This window comes from Brasilonema octagenarum UFV-OR1, assembly GCF_963888615.1.
In the GTDB taxonomy this organism is placed as follows: Bacteria; Cyanobacteriota; Cyanobacteriia; order Cyanobacteriales; family Nostocaceae; genus Brasilonema; species Brasilonema sennae.
Genome location: NZ_CAWPKW010000055.1, coordinates 20,023 through 40,877 on the forward strand (window position 1 = coordinate 20,023; position 20,855 = coordinate 40,877).

Below are 20,855 nucleotides of genomic sequence, written 5' to 3' on the forward strand. Positions count from 1 at the left end.
ATGTACCCTGATATATTGCGTAGTTGGAAGTACTTATGGCAAACTGTAGCACATGCCACATCCGCAAAAGGCGTGTCAAAATAAATAATAGTTAACAACAAACTTTTGGTTATGTTCTGGGGCGAGGGGCAACTCATACACAACGGCAAATACAAGATAGAAAAACACTTGGGCGGCGGCGGCTTTGCTGTTACCTACCAAGCAAGACATACTCAGCTTAATCGCCGAGTCGTCATCAAAACACCAAATTTCAGTGTCCAAAACGATCCAGACTATCCCAAGTATCTTCAACGCTTTAAAAAAGAAGCACAGATGCTGGTAGAATGTTGTGCAGACTCCCACCCCCATATTGTGCAAGTCTTCGACTTCTTTGAGGAAGATGGTCGTTCTTGTCTGGTGATGCAATATATACCAGGCGAGAGTTTGTGGCAGTTTGTACAAAGTCGAGGGGCATTACCAGAAACTCAAGCTGTTAAATACATCCGACAAATAGGAGTAGCCTTGGTGGAAGTGCATAAAAAAAGTATCTTTCATCTCGATGTCACCCCTCCCAATATTATGCTCAGTTTTGAGGCAGCATTTCCTAACTCTGGTAAGGCGGTGCTAATTGATTTTGGTATTGCTGGGGATATGTCTCCACCTAGTACACTTTCCAGGTCTTTTGGTAACAAGACATTTGCGCCTTATGAATTAGTCCGTAAAGGTATTCGTCAGCCAACAGTGGATGTGTATTGTTTGGCTGCGTCCCTGTATTATGCTGTAACTGGGCAACGCCCCACCAATTCCTTTGACCGCTTTGATGACGAGGAATTAGTACCACCAAAAAAACTTGTCCCCAGTCTCAGCAAGGGTGTTAATCAGGTAATTCTGCAAGGCATGGCGTTAGAAGCAAAAGACCGCCCTCAGACGATGCACGAGTGGCTGAACTTATTGTTTGAAAGCACCCTACAACCAACCCCTTCTCGCAAGCAGGGACCAGATTACTCTAACCTAGAAAATTTACTCATAGACAAGAAGTGGCGAGAAGCGGATGAGGAAACTGCTAGACTGATGCTGAAAGTAGCTGGTAGAGAAAAGCAAGGCTGGCTAGATGTGAAAGATATTGGCAACTTTCCCTGCACTGACTTACGCACTATTGACCAACTTTGGGTAGCATACAGTGGCAGACACTTTGGCTTTAGCGTACAAAAGCGCATTTGGCAGGAGTGCGGCGCTAAGGTGGATTATGAAACAGAGTGTAAGTTGGGCGATCGCGTTGGTTGGCGAAAGAATGGTTTTTGGGTAAATTATGATGAACGGGACTTCTCCCTGAATGCCCCACGGGGGCTTCTTCCATCCTGTTGGATGGTTTTTAGTGTAGGGCGGTGGGGAGGATTGTGGTTTTCTTCTCTCACGTCCAAACTTGTCAAGTGTAACATATAGACCTTACAGAAAATTGCAAGATTATAAATAAGCTATTTCTCACGGAGTCTTGCAGCTTATAGCTTTGCGATACCAAGTACTAGGTCAAACATCAGTCTTCTTGTTGTGCTTGTAGTACGATGCTGGCAAACTGAGGGTTATAACAGTTAGCGAAGATATAAACCCACGCTACCCGTCTAAACCGTCACCCCTTCCAATTCCTCATCCGTCAACTCATACAACTCGCGTAACTTCTGCAACTTATCCTCACCAGCCTCCCAAAAACCGCGCCCATGCGCTTCTAACATCCTCCCCACAAGATTACGGAAAGCTTCCGGATTCGCCTTCTGCAATTTCTCCGCCATCTCTGCATCTAAAGCATAAGTATCAGCAGCTTGGTCATATACCCAATTATCAGTAAAATCCGCAGTACCGCCCCAACCAATCAACGCCGTCATGCGTTGAGAAATCTCATAAGCACCACCCGAACCCTGATTCGCCATCGCTTCCGCCCATTTGGGATTCAGCAACTTGCTGCGATACTCCATCCGTAACAAATCATCCAAATTTCGGGGAGTCGTATCCTTCGAGAAACTTTCCACAAAACTAGTTGTTACTTTCTTACCGCGTTGTTTTTCCGCCGCTTTCTTCAAACCACCGGTATTGGCATAATATTCTTGAATATCAGTCAAACCGTATTCCACAGAATCAATTTCTTGGACAATGCGATCGCTTGTTTGCAAAAGTTGAGTCAGTACTTCTGGTCTTGCTTGACCTTTATCTTGCCTACCATAACTAAACACATTGCGACCTTGCCAAGTATCCCCCAACTCATCGCCAGATTCCCAATTACTATCAACCACTCGGTCATTCACCAAAGAACCAAAATCACCCGCAGGATTAGAAAACAACCTCGCCGAAACATTCTCCACCCCTTGCGCCTTCAAAGCCAAAGCATGTTTCCTAATAAAATTCTGGTCTTCCGGTTCATCAGCCTCAGCCGCCCGCCCAAACAAATCATCCAGCAACTCAATAACATTCACAAAACTATCCCGGAAAATCCCCGACAAATTCGCCAACACATCAATCCGGGGATGTCCCACCTCAGCCAAAGGCTTCAACTCATAACGAACAATTCGCCCCGTCCCCTCCTTCACAGCTTCCGCACCAACCAACTCCAAAAGAATACCAAGAGATTCCCCCTTAGTCTTAATCGCATCCAAACCCCATAACATCACCGCCACAGTCTCCGGATACGTCCCATTCTCTTCCAGATGCTGCGCAATAATCTTTTGACCAATTTCCCGTCCCCGTGCAAACGCCGCAGGCGAAGGCATACGATAAGGATCTAAAGCATGAATATTTCTCCCCGTAGGCAAAACACCCGCACCATCCCGCAACAAATCACCACCAGGCGCAGGCGGAATATACTCCCCATTCAAACCCCGCACCAGATTCGTCAACTCATCAGTCGTCTGCATCAACAACTCACGAATCAACCTCTCCTCTTCTTTTCTTTCTTCTTCGTGTCCTTCGCGTCTTTGCGGTTCGTTTCCAAAATAAGCCTCCAAATACCCCGCCAACTCCTCCTCACTTGGCTTTTCCCCCAAAACATGCAACCCAGAAGAAAACAGACGATTCTCCAAAACCTGCAAATACTCGTACAACTTCACCAGATAATCATCAAAAGCATGACCACTAAACATCCGAATATTCTCAGGCGTAAACCCAATCCCCAACCGCTTCGCATCCTCAAACGGACAATCAGCATCCAAACCAGTATCCACAATCTTCTTACAAATCGCTTCCTTAAGCACATAATTCTTCTGCGGATCCTCTCGATACTCCGCAATCAAATCCCGCAACGTCACCAACTCCTTATACAAACCCGCACGCCCATAAGGCGGGACATTGTGAGAAATCAACACCCCATAACCGCGACGCTTTGCCAACATAGACTCCGAAGGATTATTCGCCGCATATATATATAGATTAGGCAAATCTCCCAACAAAATATCAGACCAAGAATAACCCGTATTCCCCAAAGGAGAACCAGGCAACCATTCTACAGTCCCGTGCATTCCAAAATGAACCACAGCATCAGCGTCAAACTCATTTTGCAACCATTTATAAAAAGCAGCGTACTGCGGATGAGGAGTTAAATCCCTCTCAAACATCAACCGCATTGGATCACCTTGTAATCCCAAAGGTGGTTGTACACCTATCCAAACATTCCCTAACTGAACACCACCAATATGAAATTCATCGCCATAAGTCTTAATTCCAGTACCCGTCAGAGATTTCCATTGTTTCTCAATCCTGGATGTGCGGAGATATCCCAGCCATTTTTCCAAGGTACGGACATTAACTGATGAGGGAACAATATTTTCCTCATCTTGCTTATCTTCGGCTGAAAGTTCATCCGCTTCTTTAACTTGGCGAATCAACTCTTCTCCATCTTCTGGCAAATCCCCAACTGTATATCCCTCGTCTTTCAATGCTTGAAGAAACTTCAGTAAACTTCTTGGTACATTTAACAACGCAGCTGTTCCCACAGCACCATAACCAGGCGGGAACCCATACAAAATAATTGCAATCTTCCTTTCAGAGACAGGTTTTTGCCGCAAACCAACCCAATTTTTCACTCTCCCAATTAACCGCTGCACCCGTTCGGGAACCAGATAAATTTCTTCTCCCACCAAACCACCAAGGGGAACGGTGTCGATCGCCCCATCCAATTCTGGTAAAGCATATAAAACAACACTTTGCAATCCTCCGATACCCTGGCGTGTCCAAGAGTAAATATCTTGAATCAGCAATGGTGCGGCGACAATGTATGGTATGTTCTTAGCAGTAAGGATGCGTTTTGCAAGATCAACTTGTCTTCCTGCTTCCATTGAACCAGCCGGACCACCGACAAGAGGAAAGCCAATGGTAGAGACAATGGCGTCAACCTTGACTGCTTCTGGAGAAAGGGAGGCAATTTCTACATTTCCTAATTGTCTTTGCTGGGTTTCGTAGTTGGTTGTCATCCAATCACGTACTGCGACATGACCTTCTACACCATTAATAAAGATGGGTAATGGTATCAAACCAGCTTCTTCAAAATGACGAATGAGTTGGGGTATGTAAGGTTGTTTAGTGATAACGTGTTTGCGATAGAGGAGAATTCCTACAACGGGTTTTGTCTTGACGTGCGGCGTTGGGTTTGTTGAACTTTCGGATGCAACGGACCCACTCGCGTGCGCGGGTTTCCCGCGTTGAGCGATGTGGCGTTCTCTACAAAATTTTTGATACCATTCCAGGTATGCCCGTGGTGATTCAAAAAATCCTTGATAGTCGGGATGCAACAGCCCCATATTCGGGGTTTCGACTGGTGGGGGAATTTCGCCTACCTTCAGACTTAAATATTTTTCTGCCAATGTCCAGAATAAAGCAGCAACGTTTTCTGGTCCACCAGCATTCCAGTAACCATATATAATCAGCCAGTTGCGTAAGTCTTGCACTTTTTGCACTGGCACATATTTCAATAGTTTTGGTCCTACTTTTAAAAAGCTAATATAACCCGCGAGTTTATCTTCCTCTCGTCCGTTGCTGAATTTATCCAAGATGAATTTAACTGGTTTGGGCATTCCTTTGGGTTTATCGCCAATGGCGAAAGCGCCCAACTTGGTTAAACTCAGCAATTCCAAAGCTGACTCGAACACGAGGCGGATGGGGATATGGGAGATGCGATCGCGCAACCACAACACCTGATCATAGTCAAACAGCAAACTGCCAAAAAACACATCAGCATCTTTTAGTGCTGCTTCCACCTCAGTTCGTTTGGTGGTGATGTCGCGATCGCTAAACACACAAATATCCAACTCACTGACACGAGAAGTCGCCAAAAAAGCTGCCTTCCGATACAAGTCGGCGTTGAATGATTCAAACCCAGCAATTAAGACGATACGTTTCATGTCTTGAGATTAAAAGCTTAATTAAGGTTTTACATTTCTTATTGTGACACTCCTCAACTTATTTGCCAGCCACAACAACAAACCAGAACTGGGCTAGAACAAATAAACTTACACAGGCTGTAGTATTGTTAAATGAAATCTTTGTCTTGTCTCAGCTTTCAGATACCGCTGCTGTAAGGGTTGCCATTGCTGCCACAGTTCATAACGATTTTGGGCGAACATTGAAGCAAGAGTTGGAAGTTTAGAATCTATTTCTGAGTTGAACACATCTGCAAGCCACTCAGCTAAAACCGCGCTATCTTGCATTGCTCCCAATATCTCTTGGATACTCTTCACTTCTGCAATACAATTAGCATAAGACTCGCCGTATAAGTCAGTAAATAACTCCATCTGGTAGCGTAGGCGTTTGGCTTGTTTGCGCAAATCATGAAGAACTTCACCATTTGTTGCTAATTCTTCTTCTACCTTCTCGGCTTTCCAGCTTCTAGGTATAATAATTTCCGCTTCAGCTTTTTCTACTCGTCCTTCTAATTGTGTTCCAATCAGCCAACCTGGATGCAGTAAAAATGTACTAACTTCTGGTAAAAGTAAATCTGGTAGCACCTGCTGAATTGGCAAATATGCTAATGGTTGATAGAATGGATTGTCTAACCACTCTTTCAATCTCTGTTTAAGAGATTTGTAATGATTGTTTTTGAATGTTGACTTTACCTCTACGACAGCCTCTTCACGTTGTTTGCTTAAAGCTTCCATTGCTGTTTGCAGCGATCGTTGTTCTTTGCGGGGTAAATGTGATTGCTCAAGATTTTCCAAACTTTCTTTTAGCACGTCTAAATCCCGGAGGTTACCCAAACGACGTGCAATTTTACCGATATTTTTATCACTAGCTGATTTTGGCAAATCTACAGCCGGGGAAAACCTTGTGACAGCTGTGCGTAGTCGGCGCATCCCCACTCGCATCTGATGCAATGCTTCTGGATCTTTATCTTTCTTGACTTGTGTTTCCCATTCTAAAGTTTTCTTACTATGTTTTTTAATTGCTGAGTAAGCGTAGTTTCCTAGAGTTTTTATTTTTGATTTTGTCGCTAATGTCATACTGATTGAGACACCCCTTAGATAATAGCACTTAACTAAATGAAGTTCTTGAATGGTAGCATTTTTTGAAAAGTCCATCTATGTTTTGTAAAATTTTAATTTTATTTTTTTTAATAAAAATTATTTTTTTAAGTAACTTTAAGCCATCTATAGTATAAAAGACTTAAAAATTCAGTTTCATAAAAAACAAAAATCAAAAAATATCGTCAGCAGTATATACAATGGACTACTCAACTCGAATTCATCAACTTTTACTGACTTTTACTGATGGTTTTAAAGAACATCGAAACGACCTTTCAGCATTGCTGCTCACACCTGAGAAGCACTTATGGTTGGGGTCGGATGAAACCTCAACTATTGAAAGGCTATCTTTTATAGATACAACCAACTTTGCAGAACATAAACAATTCCACGTAGCAAGCTTTATCAGTTTACCTGCACCAGAGGAAGAAGAAATTGATATTGAAGGTTTGGCATATGCTGACTATTACCTGTGGTTCATTGGTTCTCACAGCTACAAACGCAAAAAACCTAAAGCTGAATTTTCGGATGATAAAAATATTAAAAGACTTGCAAAAATCGCATCAGAACCAAACCGCTATATCATAGGACGTATTCCTTTAGTCGATGGTGAATTATTCCCATTCTGTGAACATCCAAAAAATCCTGATGTACAATTAAGTGCTGCCAAACTTGAGGTAACACAACAGGGTAACTTACTTATGGAAGCTTTGGCAGATGATCCACATTTGGGCTTTTTTGTAAAGGCGACAATTCCGGGTAAGGATAATGGTTTTGATATGGAAGGGGTAGCCGTTTGTAAAAACCGAATTTTTCTAGGTTTGCGTGGACCTGTGTTACGAGGTTGGGCTATTATTTTGGAAATAGAGTTAGAAAACTCTGGTCCAGGACTCCTGAGACTGAAGAATATTACGGCTGATGGCAAGGGATACAAGAAGCATTTTCTCTTCTTGAATGGTTTAGGAATTCGGGATTTATTTTTAGATGGTGAAGACTTGTTGATTTTAGCAGGACCAACAATGGATTTGGATGGACCTGTGCAAGTTTATCGTGTGAAGAATGGCGCTGATTTACAAGAAAATGTTCTCAATTATCCAGAGTTTGTGCTTGATATCCCATATGGAAATAGAGACGAACACGCTGAGGGAATCACTTTATTTCATGAAATAACTGGGGTACCTTCACTACTGGCAGTTTATGATTCTCCGGCAAAGAATAGATTGGTAGGAGATGGTGGTGTACTGGCAGATGTTTTTAAACTGAATTGAAAAATAGAGCAGGACTCTTAGCAGTCTTGCTCTGTTTGTATCAATTCTACCTAACCCAACGTTTTGTTATTTCTGCGATGCGTTGTCCAAAGCGTTCTGAGGTGAGGCGATCGCCCGCATCTATTTCTGCTTCCTTACCACTCATATCAAGTTGACTTTGACCCATCACGCCTAAAAATGAACCAAGTCGGTTAATTCCATCATCCTTACCAAACAAAAAGCTTGACAAGTCTCCCACGTTTACCCAAATCATACCGTGTTGAGCGGCGTTTGTTGCTAAGTATAAGAGTGTTCCCTGCTTATCGCCACTGGGAGAACTAGAGTGCGTAAACCCAGCAGCAATTTTGTCTTTCCATCCGTGTTTAAACCAAATTCCGCTAGCTGCATCAATAAATGCCTTGAGTTGAGCTGCAACACCACCCATGTAGGTTGGTGAACCAAACACAATCGCATCAGCATTATTAAGCTTTTCTATTGTTGCATCATCCTTCCAACGGCCATTGACAATCTGCTCGCCAACAATCCGCAAAACCTCAACAGTGGTACCTTCAACTTTGCTTGCACCTTCAGCAATAGCTTGAGCCATAAGGTGAGTATGACCAGTACCGGAAAAGTAGACAATTGCTACAGTGGGCATGGGAAACCTGCTTAATTATTTTATGTCAAATGACGCCAGTCATATCATAGAGATTCTTTGTCAAAAAGTGAAGTCGCTTTCTTTGCAACAGATACCCCACCCGCGCTATCGCGCACCCTCACGCCAGGTGCTTCAAGTCGGGAAACCCGCCCAACGCACTGGCTCCCCTTGCCAAGGGGAGGGTAGGGAGGGGTTTAACCGATGTGTTGCATTCTTTTTTCAAATTGGTATTAGCTTTGTTATGAGCTATCGCAACATTATTACAATTGAGCCGCGTAAAGGCGGTGCTAAGCCTTGTATCAGACGAATGCGTATCACTGTGTATGATGTTCTGGGTTGGTTAGCAGCCAGAATGTCTCACGCAAAAATTCTAGATGATTTCCCTGAGTTGACAGAGGAGATATTATTGCTTGTTTAGAGTTTGCTGCTGGATGATGTCATTTTTGGAATAGCTGGGCAGAAACATAATCCTCAACGTCATAGGTTCTCAATGAACTCTTCAGTAGTGACTTGCGCTTGCTTGAGGATACCGCTCAAGGTGCCGACTTTTAGTTCCCGATGCACCGGGACAACACAGCCAATTTCGCCATCTGGTGTTTCCTTCTTCATCACGACATGAGTGCCAGTTTGTCGAACTTGTTCAAACCCCAGACGTTCTAATGCACGAATCGCTTCTTTACTTGGGATTCGTGGCAATTTAGGCATAGCTGACTTCAATGCTAGTCACAAATCTGGGAGATGTTTCAGGTAAAGGAAACTCTTCTAAATAAAGCCGTGTTGCTTCTCTCAAACCGGCGATCGCCTGTTCAATCGTTTCTCCTTGATCTACTGTGCCAACTTCTGGGCACTCAGCTATATACATATCATCTTCCTTATAAAGGATAACTGTAAAGCTGCGAGTTTTCATACTTTTTAGATTTTGATCTCACCCAATTCAATAAGTTATTGCGCGATAAGCCTTTATGCTTAAGCTCCGCTTATCGCCAACTGATTTTCTTCAATCAGCTCATACCCATTCGCCAGCTGTGCGATCGCCCTATCAATCAAATCGACACCTTGCTGAACATTCTCTATCAGGCTCAACTGTCCGCGCAAATCAGCCGCACCAGCGAAGCCTTTGGAATACCAAGTCATATGCTTACGTGCTTGACGCACTCCCCTTTCACCTTTGTATTCGTACAAAGCTTGTAAATGTTCTCTAGCACATTCCAAACGTTGAATTGGCGTCGGTGCTGGTAATTCTTCCCCAGTTTTCAGGAAGTAATCAATTTCTCCTGCCAAAAACGGATAACCCAAAGTTCCACGGGAACACATCACCCCGTCAGCACCCGTTTGTTCCAAACACTTCACCGCCGCTTCAACCGAAAAAATATCCCCATTACCAATCACTGGAATAGAAAGAACTTCCTTAACGCGAGCAATCCATTCCCAACGGGCATTGCCATTGTAACCTTGGGCCCGGGTACGTCCGTGTACCGTAATCATTTGCGCCCCTGCATCTTGCATCCGCTTGGCAAAGTCGAGAATTGTGATTTCCTTGTCACTCCAACCAATACGGGTTTTCACTGTTACAGGCACATCAACTGCTTTCACTACTTCCCTAACGATAGCCTCAGCGACTTCTGGCTGACGTAACAGGGAAGATCCACCACCGTTTTTGGTAATTTTATTTACCGGACAACCCATATTGATATCAACAGTATCAGCTCCTTCCTCAACCGCTTTTACTGCTGCTTCGGCAAGGAAATCTGGGCGACAGTCAAACAACTGAATACTAATTGGTCGCTCGTTGCGGTCTACCTCCATGATTTTCGGCAACTGTTTGACATAGTGCAATCCCGTTGCGTTCACCATCTCCGTGTACATCATCGACTCAGGTGCATAGCGACGCACCAGCCGACGAAAGACCATATCCGTCACGCCAGACAAAGGCGACTGGAGAACTCGGCTTTTCACCTCAAAAGAACCAATTTTTAGAGGAGTCGAAAGTTTGGCTTTTAGGTCAGGAGATAGCGTAACCATATATGATGTCGAGGCGTACAAGCTTTTCTATTCTACTAAGCTGTGGGCTAAAACAGCCCTAAGTAAATCGCTTGTGATCACTCAAGACTGATAGCAAAAGTACTGCTTTGACGGCAAACACCACATTGACGATACGGTTCACCCGAATTACTCCTAGTATTAATTCTCATACATTAGACAAAGTGAAAGCAAATTCAGTCTATGAACAAACAAGAAAAACTTTTGAGGCTTAACCGCCCTAACCAAGGTTCGGAAAACCACCCTTCATTGACTGGCTACACAGGCTCAGTATATATATCAGCAGTAAATTAAACCAAAGGTATTCATGCTGAACTGGCTGCTTTCTAAATCCAGTTGGTTCAAAAATTTTGTCCTTTATACTCTCATTCATTTTTTGTAGTTCTTTTGTAGTTATACGGAGCCAGCACCTACAATGGCAAAAGTAGTTGGAATTGACTTAGGTACAACAAACTCTTGCGTAGCAGTTATGGAAGGCGGTAAGCCAACGGTTATTGCTAACGCGGAAGGTTTTCGGACAACACCTTCAGTTGTTGCGTTTGCAAAAAATGGCGATCGCCTGGTTGGTCAAATCGCCAAACGCCAAGCGGTGATGAACCCCGAAAACACCTTTTATTCTGTAAAACGTTTTATTGGACGTAAATACGACGAAATTACGCACGAAGCGACTGAAGTTTCTTACAAAGTTCAGCGCGACAGCAACGGAAACGTTAAACTGGAGTGTCCGCAAGTCGGCAAACCTTTTGCTCCAGAAGAAATTTCGGCACAAGTTCTCCGCAAGCTTGTAGAAGATGCAAGCAAGTACATTGGTGAAACTGTCACCCAAGCTGTGATCACCGTTCCCGCATACTTCAACGACTCCCAACGGCAAGCGACTAAAGACGCTGGTAAGATTGCTGGTATTGAAGTTCTGCGGATTATCAACGAACCTACCGCTGCTTCTCTGGCATACGGTTTCGACAAGAAGAGCAACGAAACGATTCTCGTCTTTGACCTTGGTGGTGGTACATTCGACGTATCGATCCTGGAAGTTGGCGACGGTGTATTTGAAGTGTTAGCAACTTCTGGTGATACTCACCTTGGTGGTGACGACTTCGACAAGAAAATCGTTGACTTCTTAGCTGTACAGTTCCAAAAAGACGAAGGTATTGACCTCCGCAGAGACAAACAAGCTTTACAACGTCTGACTGAAGCTGGAGAAAAAGCGAAAATTGAACTTTCTAGCGTCACCCAAGCGGAAATCAACCTGCCATTTGTGACCGCTACCCAAGATGGTCGCAAGCACTTGGATACAACGCTGACTCGCGCAAAGTTTGAAGAACTCTGTGCTGACTTAATTGATCGTTGCCGAATTCCTGTTGAGAACGCGCTACGCGATGCCAAACTCAGCAAGAGTGATATCGATGAAGTTGTCTTAGTTGGTGGTTCTACTCGTATTCCTGCAGTCCAACAAGTGGTGAAGCAGGTGTTGGGTAGAGACCCGAACCAAAGCGTTAACCCTGATGAAGTTGTGGCAGTTGGTGCAGCAATTCAAGCAGGTGTCCTTGGTGGTGATGTTACTGGTATCTTGCTGTTAGACGTAACACCACTGTCCTTGGGTGTAGAAACCTTAGGCGGTGTTATGACCAAGATTATTCCTCGCAACACCACAATTCCTACCAAGAAGTCAGAAGTCTTCTCCACCGCTGTGGATGGTCAAACCAACGTGGAAATTCACGTCCTCCAAGGCGAACGCGAGATGTCAAACGACAATAAGAGCTTGGGTACCTTCCGTCTAGATGGAATTCCCCCAGCACCACGCGGCGTACCTCAAATTGAGGTGGTCTTCGATATTGACGCCAACGGTATTCTCAACGTTACCGCTAAGGACAAAGGTACTGGTAAGGAGCAATCCATTAGTATTACTGGTGCTTCTACCTTGGATAAATCTGACGTTGATCGGATGGTTAGAGAAGCTGAACAAAATGCTTCAACTGACAAAGACCGTCGTGAGAAAATCGACCGCAAGAACCAAGCCGACTCTTTGGCATATCAAGCTGAGAAGCAGCTGCAAGATTTAGGTGACAAAGTTCCTGCTCCTGATAAGACCAAGGTAGAAGGTTTAGTAAAAGACCTGCGCGACGCCGTTTCTAAAGAAGACGACGATCAAATTAAGAAGGTTATGCCAGAACTGCAACAAGCGCTGTTTGCTGTTGGTAGCAATCTCTATCAACAAGCAGGTGGTGCTGAAGCTTCTGCAAGCGCTGGCGCTAACACCTCTGGTGGTGGTCCTTCCTCCTCTTCTGGCACTGGCACTGGTGATGATGTGATTGACGCTGATTTCACTGAATCTAAGTAGACATTCTTCGGGTGGGTACTACCCACCTGATAATTAAGATTCCCATCCAGAATGATTCTTGGATGGGAATTTTTTTGTAAATATAATGTCAATTGCTAGGGCAGTTCTGAGCAAAACCTGTTGGGATACGCCAAGAGCGCGTCTGCGCTCCCTTACAATCGTCTTGGCGGTAGACAAAAGTTTCTCGTTTGTCAGTCTCGTATTTTTATCTAGCTTGTTATTGTTCGATGTAACCACGAAACGCTTTTATAGCGCAGGATGTCAATTATTAGGCACAGTAGTAGCATGTACTTCCACACATGTTCTATGCCTCGACAGTTAATAACTGCGTGAATCAATACTACTTAAATTGTTGTTTGAAGTCAAACTTCAAAAATATTGACGTTGTTTTTCGATGTAATTTTACCATATTTTGGTATTCATATCTGCACTTTCATGAAAAATTCATAATACGTACTCTGTGCGACAAACGCCTTTGTTGGGAAAACTATTAGCGTAAGATATTGCAACCAAGCTAAATAATCCTATCGATAATTGACTGAGTTCACTGAATCAGGTAACTGCTTGCAAGTGGTTAACGATTTGTTCAGTTCTTAATACTGAGTTAAAGAGAGTATGAATTAGCTTTGTTACACAAATATTGGAAATAAAATAGGAATCAATACTGGGTATGTATTGGATGAAAAAAATTATTTATTTTGTTATTCTGTTTTATTGTTTATTTTTAGGTATACCACCTTCTAGTGCTCAGTCAAAAGCTTTAAAGATCTCTGAAGGTGGGCGCTTTGCTGACAACGCAAGTGAGGGACAAGAAGAAAGAGCAGCAAAAGAGGAAAAGAGTAACAGAGTAGGGGAAACTTCTCTTGTTCCCTCATTCGTCTCTAACTCATCGCAGTCACATCAATCAAAATCAGAGAATGTTGCTTTTTTTGAGAAACAGGGGTTATCAAAAGAGCAAGTCTGGGTGATTGATGGAAGGCAAGAAGCACAGCACGAGTCTTTTACTTGGGTTGTTGAAGATAATAAAAAAGTTGAACAACCTTTTTTACAAGTAGAGAAAATTGCAGAGAACCCGATTAAGCCAGAAGAAAAAACTGAGGCTATTGCCAAACCATCAAAAAAGGAGGAATTAGAGGCGTTTGACAAAGTTGTCAAAGATGCTGAAATCCTACCAGGGCTGTTTAATTTGTATCGAGACAAGGAAAAGAATAAAATTTATCTAGAAATAAAACCAGAACAACTCAAGAAAAATTATTTAGCCACAGGAACGTTAGAATCTGGGATTGGTGAAGCTGGAATCTACAGTGGAATGCCATTGCACGATTTTTTATTTTACTTTCAGCGGGTGAATAATAAATTGCAATTTGTGGTTCGCAATGTGAATTTTAGGACACGTGAAGGAGATCCACAACAGCGATCGCTCGCCCGATCTTTTAGTGACTCAGTTCTCTACTCAATATCCATTAAAAGTATTCATCCAGTACGCAAAACAATTCTCATCGACTTGGGAGATCTACTACTAACAGATTTAGCTGGATTATCTCTTAGTTTAGGAGTTGCGCCAGCGACAGATAAATCCTATTTTGGGACTGCTAAAGCTTTTCCCCTAAATATGGAAATTGAGTCGGTGTTGAACTTCACTAACACTCGTGCCAATAGTGATAAACTCCGTTTTGGTGGTACACTAGCAGACCTTCGAGGCTTTAGCTTGCGCGTTCACTATAGTCTGTCCCAACTTAGCGAAAACAATTATCGACCGCGTTTAGCCGATGAGCGTGTTGGCTATTTTATCACCGCCTACCAAGATATATCTAACGATGAGCACAGAGATCCATTTGTCCGCTACATCAACCGTTGGAATTTAGAAAAGCAAAACCCTAGCGCACCCCTTTCTCCACCGAAAAAACCAATTATCTTCTGGATTGATAACGCAGTACCCCTAGAATACCGCGATGCAATCAAAGAAGGTGTGCTGCTGTGGAATAAAGCCTTTGAAAAAGCAGGATTCAAAGATGCGATTCAAGTACAGCAAATGCCGGATAATGCAACATGGGATCCAGCAGATATACGCTACAACACAATTCGCTGGATTAACACAGTAGATGGATATTTTGCGATGGGACCATCCCGTGTTAACCCATTGACTGGAGAAATCTTAGCTGCAGACATTCTGGTAGATGGTAGCTTTATCCGGGCACTCAAGAGTGATTATTCTAGAGTTGGACAGTTCAACCAAACACAAAATCAGAGGTCGCTATCTACGTTGATGCAAAATAACCTGATTTGCACCAATAGAACAGAGGCAGAAAGTAGCGACACTTCCGCAGAGAGTATGGAAATGGAGGGGTTAGCGAGTCGTTTATCAAAACTGGCAGGTCAGTATGACCTTTGCTATGGTATGGAAGCTGCTAACCAATTTGCTTACGGTTCACTGTCAATGAAGCTGTTGCAAAACAGCCCGCCAAGTCGTGAGCAAATGAAAGATTATATTCATCAATATTTACGCTTAATTATTGCACATGAAGTGGGACACACCTTGGGGTTGAGGCATAACTTCCGTGGTAGTACAATGCTTACTCCCCAAGAGATCAACAATCCGGATATCACTCGCCGTAAGGGTATGATTTCGTCAGTGATGGACTATATTCCACCAAATCTTTCACCCCGAGGTACTAAGCAGGGAGATTATTTCCCTAAGATGATCGGACCTTATGATGAGTGGGCAATTCAATACGGATACGCACCAATTCCAGCCGCAACTCCTGCAGCAGAAAAACCATTTTTGGATAAAATTGCTCAGCAATCTGACAAACCTGAGTTCAGTTATTCCACAGATGAAGATATGTTTGACCTTGACCCAACTGTTAACGCATGGGATAACAGCAATAATGTGCTGATTTACTCTCATTGGCAGTTGGATAATGCCTTGGTTATGTGGCAACGTCTCAACAAGGTTGACCTCTTGTCTGGCGAAACTTTCAGCGATGTAAAGGAACAGTTTGGTACAGTCTTAGACCAGTATTTTAAAAATATTTACTATATTACAAAATACATTGGTGGACAGTCTTTCTACAGGGTTCAACCTGGTGATCCTCAAGGAAAATTACCATTTAAACCTGTGCCTGTACAAGAACAACGGCAGGCGTTAGACCTTGTACAAAAGTATGTATTCGCTGAAGATGCTCTGAGTTTTCCCCCAGAATTGCTCAATAAATTAGCACCTTCGCGTTGGCGACATTGGGGGAGTTCTCCTCGGGTTGGTCGTTTGGACTTTCCAATTCATGATTGGGTATTGTATATGCAGAGTTCAGTGTTGTGGGATTTGCTGTCAGGCGATCGCCTCTCCCGTCTCAAGGATATCGAACTCAAAACTGGTCGCGATCAAGCCCTAACTCTACCAGAACTATTTGATACATTACAAAACGATATTTGGACTGAGGTCGTTAAACCAAATGGCAAGCCCATCGTCATTTCCAGTTTGCGTAGAGGCTTGCAGCGGCAATATGTTGACAAATTGACTGCGATGGTTTTACGTAAAGAACGTGTCCCAGAAGATGCTCGTACGCTGGCTTGGTATAAACTCAAACAACTAAATGACAAGCTGGATGAACTGAGTTCAAATGATGAGTACACCAAGGCACATTTGCTAGAAACACGCGATCGCATTACTAAAATATTGAACGCCCAAGTGCAAGCGAATTAGGAAAACCTGTGTCAAAGATAGCTCGCGAAATTATTTTACTACTTATAGTTTGTCAACTACTTTATAGAAATGGCAATTTACCAAATGTAAGTTCTTACAGTAATGACTTATTAATGGGAAATGACTCTAATTGGTTGAAATCTGAGATGGTACTTGTTCTTTCTCCAAAAAAGCAATCTACTATCAGCAAAGGAAGTTTCCAAGATATGCTGGAAGCACTTGGAGTTCGTGAAACAGGGCTATTATCAGGAAATCCTAATCAGTACCAATTTGAAAACCCACTCTCATTTATTGGTAAGTACCAATTTGGAGAAATTCTGCTGATTCGTCTTGGTTACTACAAAGCCGACGTTTATTATGGACGTGGTGCTGACAAGAATTACTGGCGAGGTACATGGACAAAAAAGAAGGGTATTGATAGCAAATTAAAATTTCTCAATACCCCCAATGTTCAAGAAGAAGCGATTCGTGAAGCTTTTAGGGTGTATTGGAAGGATATCAACGATCTTCTCACTCAGCAAGGTAAGTCTGTAAATAATTACCTTGGTCACAAAAAAACGTTTAATGATAAAGGGAAGTCAAAAACAATCACAATTACCCTTTCTGGCATAATAGCAGGGGCACACTTGAGAGGTCCTGATCAAGTGGTAAATCTTCTAGTAACAGCGAAAGTATCTCATGACGAATTTGGCACTTCTATTCTTGAATATATGGAGATGTTTGGGGGTTATGACATGAGAATAGAAGATTTATGAATCTGTGCCGAAAAAGTATTCAGAACGGGCTGCACCCTTGCACTCTACAAAACTCAGAATAGTTGCTCCAATAGCTCATCACGCGTTAGACCGAAATGCTCCGCAACTTCTCGTAATATAGCATTTAGCGTACCGATCTTTAGCGGATCGTGGGCAGGAATGGTGATATGGTGTTCGCCCTGAAGTTGAGTAGTTAAGCGAATATGACTACCAGTTTGTCGATCTACCGCATAACCAAAAATAGCTAATGCCTTAACCAAATCCTCACCCGACAAATCTCGCGGTAGCTTCACGACGCAATAACCTCATCCCGAACAAAATGTAACCGAATGACTTTTGGACGGGTATCCTCATCAGGAAAATGGCATCGAACCGCATCACGAACCATTTCTTTTAAAGTCGTCATGTCCGAAGCCTGGGTGAAAATTGGTTCACCCAATGCGGTTGCTACATAACCATCTTCAGGATCTTCTTCAATCAGAAATACAATCTCTGACGCTGTGTTTTTCACTAATTATTCTGTCAATAGTTAGTTACAACAATAATTTTACAGTAAATTACATTCTCACTCACAACCTACAACAGCAACCTTCAGGTGAATGTCATTTTGTTAATGTAGCTGCCATTTCTCCTCACACGGGTTTTACCATGATTTTAAATCATGACTGGAAGCATCCTAGTATTACCACTCCACCCGTTGCAACTGTGCAACTCTTGGATCGATAATTTTTTGCCCCAAACTATCAAATTTAATTGCCAAAGAAACTTTATTTCCTGAACCAAAAATGTGAGTAATTTCTCCAATACCAAAGGCTTTGTGCAGAACTTTTTCGCCGACTTGCCAACTAGCAGTAGTGTCTTGGTTTCGTTTGGTTGTACGTTGGGCTGTGCTACCAGCAGTACCTTTTGTATAAGCAACAGTGCTTTTTTGTCGAGTCATTAGTAATTCTTCGGGTAATTCGTCGAGAAATTGCGATCGCAAAGCTGGTTCCCGAGAACCATAAAGGCGGCGTTCGCGGGCGTGGGTTATGTACAATCGTTCTTGGGCGCGAGTAATCCCGACGTAGCACAACCGACGTTCTTCTTCCAAAGATGCTGGATCATTCATTGAACGGTAGTTAGGAAATAGTCCTTGTTCCATCCCCACTAAAAACACAACAGGAAACTCCAGCCCTTTGGAGGCGTGTAAAGTTAACAGCGAAACTGCTGTTTCTCCTTCTTTTAAGTTATCCAAATCAGAACTGAGGGCGGTACTGGCGAGGAAGGCTTGCAGGTTCACATCTTCGTTCTCTTCTTCAAATTGCAGCGCAGCGTTGAATAATTGTTGGACGTTTTGCAACCTGTCTTCTGCTTCATCTGTACTCTGAGTTTCCAAGTCTTTAATGTAGCCAGAGTTTTCCAACACCCCTTGCACAAGTTCGGAAACTGGAACCGTCTCTATTTGTTCTTGTAAATGACGAATCATCTGGGCAAAAGTATTAACAGCTTTGGCAGAACGTCCTGCCAATGTGTTTACTGATGTCTCATCAATCAGTATTTCCCACAGGGTTGTGCCTAATTCTTGAGCGGCGTTTACGAGTGCGTCGATGGTGGCTTTACCAATTCCGCGCCGAGGAGTATTAATCACTCGCAATAAACTGAGTGTATCAGCTGGGTTGGCGATCGCCCGCAAGTAAGCCAGGACATCTTTAATTTCTTTGCGATCGTAAAACTTTATTCCTCCGACAACTGTGTAGGGAATTCCTGATCGCACCAATAATTCTTCAAACGGTCGAGATTGGGCGTTGGTACGATAAAGTATGGCAAAACTTCCCCAATTCAATTCTGGATGCTGATTTTCCAAAGAACTAATTTGCTTAATGACAAAATCTGCTTCTGCAATTTCATCATCTGCTTTATGACAAAAAATCTCCTCACCTGCACCTCTTGTTGCTTTGAGGATTTTATCAATACGTTGGGTGTTGTTTTCAATCAGTTGGTTTGCTGCTTGCAAAATATTTTCACAAGAGCGATAATTCTCTTCCAACTTCACCATCGTGCGGGTATCGTCGTCTGGTAAACCATCGCCAAAATCTTGCTGAAAGTCCAACAAGATGGTGAAATCTGCCATTCTAAATGAATAAATCGATTGGTCTGCATCACCTACCACGAAAGTGGAACGATTTGTCCAGTCCCAATCAGTCTTTTTGGTTTCGTTATTCGTCGTCAAAAGACGGATGAGTTCGTATTGAGTGCGGTTGGTATCCTGATATTCATCTACCAGGATATGGCGAAACTTATTATGCCAATAACCTAAGACTTGCTCGTTCTGCTGAAACAATCTGACAGGAACGAGGATAAGATCATCAAAGTCGAGGGCGTTGTTCTGTGCAAGTCGGCTTTGATAGTGATTGTAAACTTCTGCTATCACCCGTCCGCGATAATTGGGTTGTTCTGTTTCAAATTCTTTGGGTGATAAGCCTTGGTTTTTGGCGTTACTAATGGCGTAGCGCACAGAACGAGGTTCAAACTTTTTATTATCCAGATTAAGTTGTTTGGTGACGATTTCTTTCACCAGGCTTTGGGCGTCGGACTCATCAAAGATGGAAAAATTCCGCGTCCATTGGCGTCCTTTTTCGTCTTGGTATTTGTCGATGTCAAAGCGGAGAACGCGAGAAAGCAGACTGTGGAAAGTACCGCACCACATATCTTTGATGTAATTTTTCCAGACTTTCGACTTGAGCTTGGTTTGGTCGTCTTCTGGCAATAAATCAAACCGCTCGTTGTATTCTGTTATTGCTAGGCGATCGGCAAATAACTTTTGAATACGTTCTTTCATTTCCCGTGCGGCTTTGTTGGTGAAGGTTACCGCCAGGATATTTTCTGGATCGACACGATGTTGCAAAATAAGATTAGCAATGCGATAAGTCAGCGCTCGTGTTTTGCCGGAACCCGCACCAGCAACAACGAGTAGGGGACCGCAGTGATGTTCAACAGCGCGGCGTTGACTGGGGTTAAGGTGACTGAGAAAGTCTGTGGTTGTTGTCATGGGTGTGAGGAGTTCTTAGGATTGAGCAGTAAGTATCGCTTAGCTTTAAATATAGAGAAAAGATAACTATAGCTTAGGCTACACTATCTAGAGCGAACGAGAGTCAACATATTGTTTATCGAAAAGAACTCAGAACTCAGAACTCAGAAATCAGAATAAGAAAGAAAAACAAGCGCATAAATTGTAGAGTTCTGGTACGGAAGTCTTTGGGTTTAAAACCCCACCCTCTATACGGTGTATTCAATTGGTTGGGGCGGCACGTTTTGGGTTGTTGCTTTTTACCCAAAAGCTGCCTTGTTTGAATACCAATACAATCATATTGCTGAGTTCTGCGTTCTGACCTATGTGTTCTTCTTCAACTGTGTGCATTTAGGGATCTGCTAAACCAGCGCCCCTCCAGGGGAGAGATCATTTACAAACCATTACCACTCGCTTTGTATTCTCAAATACAAGAAAAATTCACACAATATCTATCAATCTATAGATAGTAGATGTATTGTTTCATACAGTTAAATGATTGAGAAAGCACGTCTTAACAAGGAATGTTTTGCCTCTCTCCTGTGTCATTTGTTATGACTACTTGGGAGAGAGCATTTTTTATTTTGCCAAA

The 20,855-nt window shown here is 43.0% G+C and carries 14 protein-coding genes and 1 pseudogene; 6 read left to right on the top strand and 9 right to left on the bottom strand.

All coding sequences use genetic code 11. From position 1 onward, the window contains the following. The first annotated feature begins 111 nt into the window (after positions 1–111). The gene (locus AC5590_RS04105) at positions 112–1,422 is read left to right on the top strand and encodes a serine/threonine-protein kinase (protein ID WP_169263133.1); all 1,311 of its coding nucleotides are present in this window, start codon (positions 112–114) and stop codon (positions 1,420–1,422) included. Between the two features lie 176 nt (positions 1,423–1,598). On the opposite strand, the gene bchH is transcribed toward AC5590_RS04105, so the two are convergent. Both bchH and AC5590_RS04115 read right to left on the bottom strand, forming a co-directional pair. Continuing rightward, on the bottom strand, positions 1,599–5,360 hold the full coding sequence (bchH, locus tag AC5590_RS04110) for a magnesium chelatase subunit H (protein ID WP_169263134.1): 3,762 nt from the start codon (positions 5,358–5,360) through the stop codon (positions 1,599–1,601). A 108-nt stretch (positions 5,361–5,468) separates the two neighbouring features. Further along, on the bottom strand, positions 5,469–6,455 hold the full coding sequence (locus AC5590_RS04115; RefSeq protein ID WP_169263135.1) for a CHAD domain-containing protein: 987 nt from the start codon (positions 6,453–6,455) through the stop codon (positions 5,469–5,471). Between the two features lie 221 nt (positions 6,456–6,676). Between AC5590_RS04115 and AC5590_RS04120 the strand changes: the two genes are divergently transcribed. Further along, positions 6,677–7,744, top strand: coding sequence for a DUF3616 domain-containing protein (locus AC5590_RS04120; RefSeq protein WP_169263136.1), 1,068 nt, complete (start codon positions 6,677–6,679; stop codon positions 7,742–7,744). Between the two features lie 46 nt (positions 7,745–7,790). Here AC5590_RS04120 and AC5590_RS04125 read toward each other — a convergent pair whose 3' ends face one another. Continuing rightward, on the bottom strand, positions 7,791–8,381 hold the full coding sequence (locus AC5590_RS04125) for a flavodoxin family protein (RefSeq protein ID WP_169263137.1): 591 nt from the start codon (positions 8,379–8,381) through the stop codon (positions 7,791–7,793). 241 nt (positions 8,382–8,622) lie between these two features. Between AC5590_RS04125 and AC5590_RS04130 the strand changes: the two are divergent. After that, positions 8,623–8,816: pseudogene (locus AC5590_RS04130) on the top strand (DUF433 domain-containing protein). 42 nt (positions 8,817–8,858) lie between these two features. On the opposite strand, the gene AC5590_RS04135 reads toward AC5590_RS04130, so the two are convergent. The 3 genes from AC5590_RS04135 to dusB are packed head-to-tail and all read right to left on the bottom strand — an operon-like array spanning position 8,859 to position 10,403. Beyond that, complete coding sequence (locus AC5590_RS04135; RefSeq protein ID WP_169263138.1) at positions 8,859–9,086, bottom strand: type II toxin-antitoxin system HicA family toxin; 228 nt, start codon at positions 9,084–9,086, stop codon at positions 8,859–8,861. Beyond that, positions 9,079–9,288 carry a type II toxin-antitoxin system HicB family antitoxin gene (locus AC5590_RS04140; protein WP_169263139.1) on the bottom strand — a complete coding sequence of 70 codons (210 nt, stop codon included), beginning with the start codon at positions 9,286–9,288 and terminating at the stop codon, positions 9,079–9,081. The genes AC5590_RS04135 and AC5590_RS04140 overlap by 8 nt, the downstream gene beginning before the upstream one ends. 59 nt (positions 9,289–9,347) lie before the next feature. After that, positions 9,348–10,403 (bottom strand): tRNA dihydrouridine synthase DusB, encoded by a 1,056-nt coding sequence (gene dusB / locus AC5590_RS04145; RefSeq protein ID WP_169263140.1) that lies wholly within the window; start codon positions 10,401–10,403, stop codon positions 9,348–9,350. 433 nt (positions 10,404–10,836) lie between these two features. Between dusB and dnaK the strand changes: the two genes are divergently transcribed. The 3 genes from dnaK (at position 10,837) to AC5590_RS04160 (ending at position 17,217) form a co-directional block, all read left to right on the top strand. Further along, positions 10,837–12,759, top strand: a complete 1,923-nt coding sequence (gene dnaK, locus AC5590_RS04150) for a molecular chaperone DnaK (RefSeq protein ID WP_169263141.1) — start codon at positions 10,837–10,839, stop codon at positions 12,757–12,759. 679 nt (positions 12,760–13,438) lie between these two features. Further along, positions 13,439–16,462 carry a zinc-dependent metalloprotease gene (locus AC5590_RS04155; RefSeq protein ID WP_169263142.1) on the top strand — a complete coding sequence of 1,008 codons (3,024 nt, stop codon included), beginning with the start codon at positions 13,439–13,441 and terminating at the stop codon, positions 16,460–16,462. A gap of 8 nt (positions 16,463–16,470) precedes the next feature. Further along, the gene (locus AC5590_RS04160; RefSeq protein ID WP_348982676.1) at positions 16,471–17,217 is read left to right on the top strand and encodes a hypothetical protein; all 747 of its coding nucleotides are present in this window, start codon (positions 16,471–16,473) and stop codon (positions 17,215–17,217) included. Between the two features lie 53 nt (positions 17,218–17,270). Here the strand turns inward: AC5590_RS04160 and AC5590_RS04165 are convergent, their stop codons facing one another. The 3 genes from AC5590_RS04165 to pcrA form a co-directional block, all read right to left on the bottom strand. Further along, on the bottom strand, positions 17,271–17,510 hold the full coding sequence (locus AC5590_RS04165; RefSeq protein WP_169263143.1) for a type II toxin-antitoxin system HicA family toxin: 240 nt from the start codon (positions 17,508–17,510) through the stop codon (positions 17,271–17,273). After that, positions 17,507–17,728 (bottom strand): 2-oxoisovalerate dehydrogenase E1 subunit beta, encoded by a 222-nt coding sequence (locus AC5590_RS04170; RefSeq protein ID WP_169263144.1) that lies wholly within the window; start codon positions 17,726–17,728, stop codon positions 17,507–17,509. Before AC5590_RS04170 ends, AC5590_RS04165 begins: the two co-directional genes overlap by 4 nt. 171 nt (positions 17,729–17,899) lie before the next feature. Beyond that, a complete protein-coding gene (pcrA, locus tag AC5590_RS04175; protein WP_169263145.1) occupies positions 17,900–20,245 on the bottom strand; it encodes a DNA helicase PcrA in 2,346 nt (781 codons plus the stop codon). Between the last annotated feature and the right edge of the window lie 610 nt (positions 20,246–20,855).

Bases quoted from the DNA above. Each gene is read 5' to 3' on its own strand.
- AC5590_RS04135 (WP_169263138.1), bottom strand. From the start codon at position 9,086: ATGCCTAAATTGCCACGAATCCCAAGTAAAGAAGCGATTCGTGCATTA.
- AC5590_RS04105 (WP_169263133.1), top strand. From the start codon at position 112: ATGTTCTGGGGCGAGGGGCAACTCATACACAACGGCAAATACAAGATA.
- dusB (WP_169263140.1), bottom strand. From the start codon at position 10,403: ATGGTTACGCTATCTCCTGACCTAAAAGCCAAACTTTCGACTCCTCTA.
- pcrA (WP_169263145.1), bottom strand. From the start codon at position 20,245: ATGACAACAACCACAGACTTTCTCAGTCACCTTAACCCCAGTCAACGC.
- AC5590_RS04125 (WP_169263137.1), bottom strand. From the start codon at position 8,381: ATGCCCACTGTAGCAATTGTCTACTTTTCCGGTACTGGTCATACTCAC.
- AC5590_RS04155 (WP_169263142.1), top strand. From the start codon at position 13,439: ATGAAAAAAATTATTTATTTTGTTATTCTGTTTTATTGTTTATTTTTA.
- AC5590_RS04115 (WP_169263135.1), bottom strand. From the start codon at position 6,455: ATGACATTAGCGACAAAATCAAAAATAAAAACTCTAGGAAACTACGCT.
- bchH (WP_169263134.1), bottom strand. From the start codon at position 5,360: ATGAAACGTATCGTCTTAATTGCTGGGTTTGAATCATTCAACGCCGAC.
- AC5590_RS04140 (WP_169263139.1), bottom strand. From the start codon at position 9,288: ATGAAAACTCGCAGCTTTACAGTTATCCTTTATAAGGAAGATGATATG.
- dnaK (WP_169263141.1), top strand. From the start codon at position 10,837: ATGGCAAAAGTAGTTGGAATTGACTTAGGTACAACAAACTCTTGCGTA.
- AC5590_RS04120 (WP_169263136.1), top strand. From the start codon at position 6,677: ATGGACTACTCAACTCGAATTCATCAACTTTTACTGACTTTTACTGAT.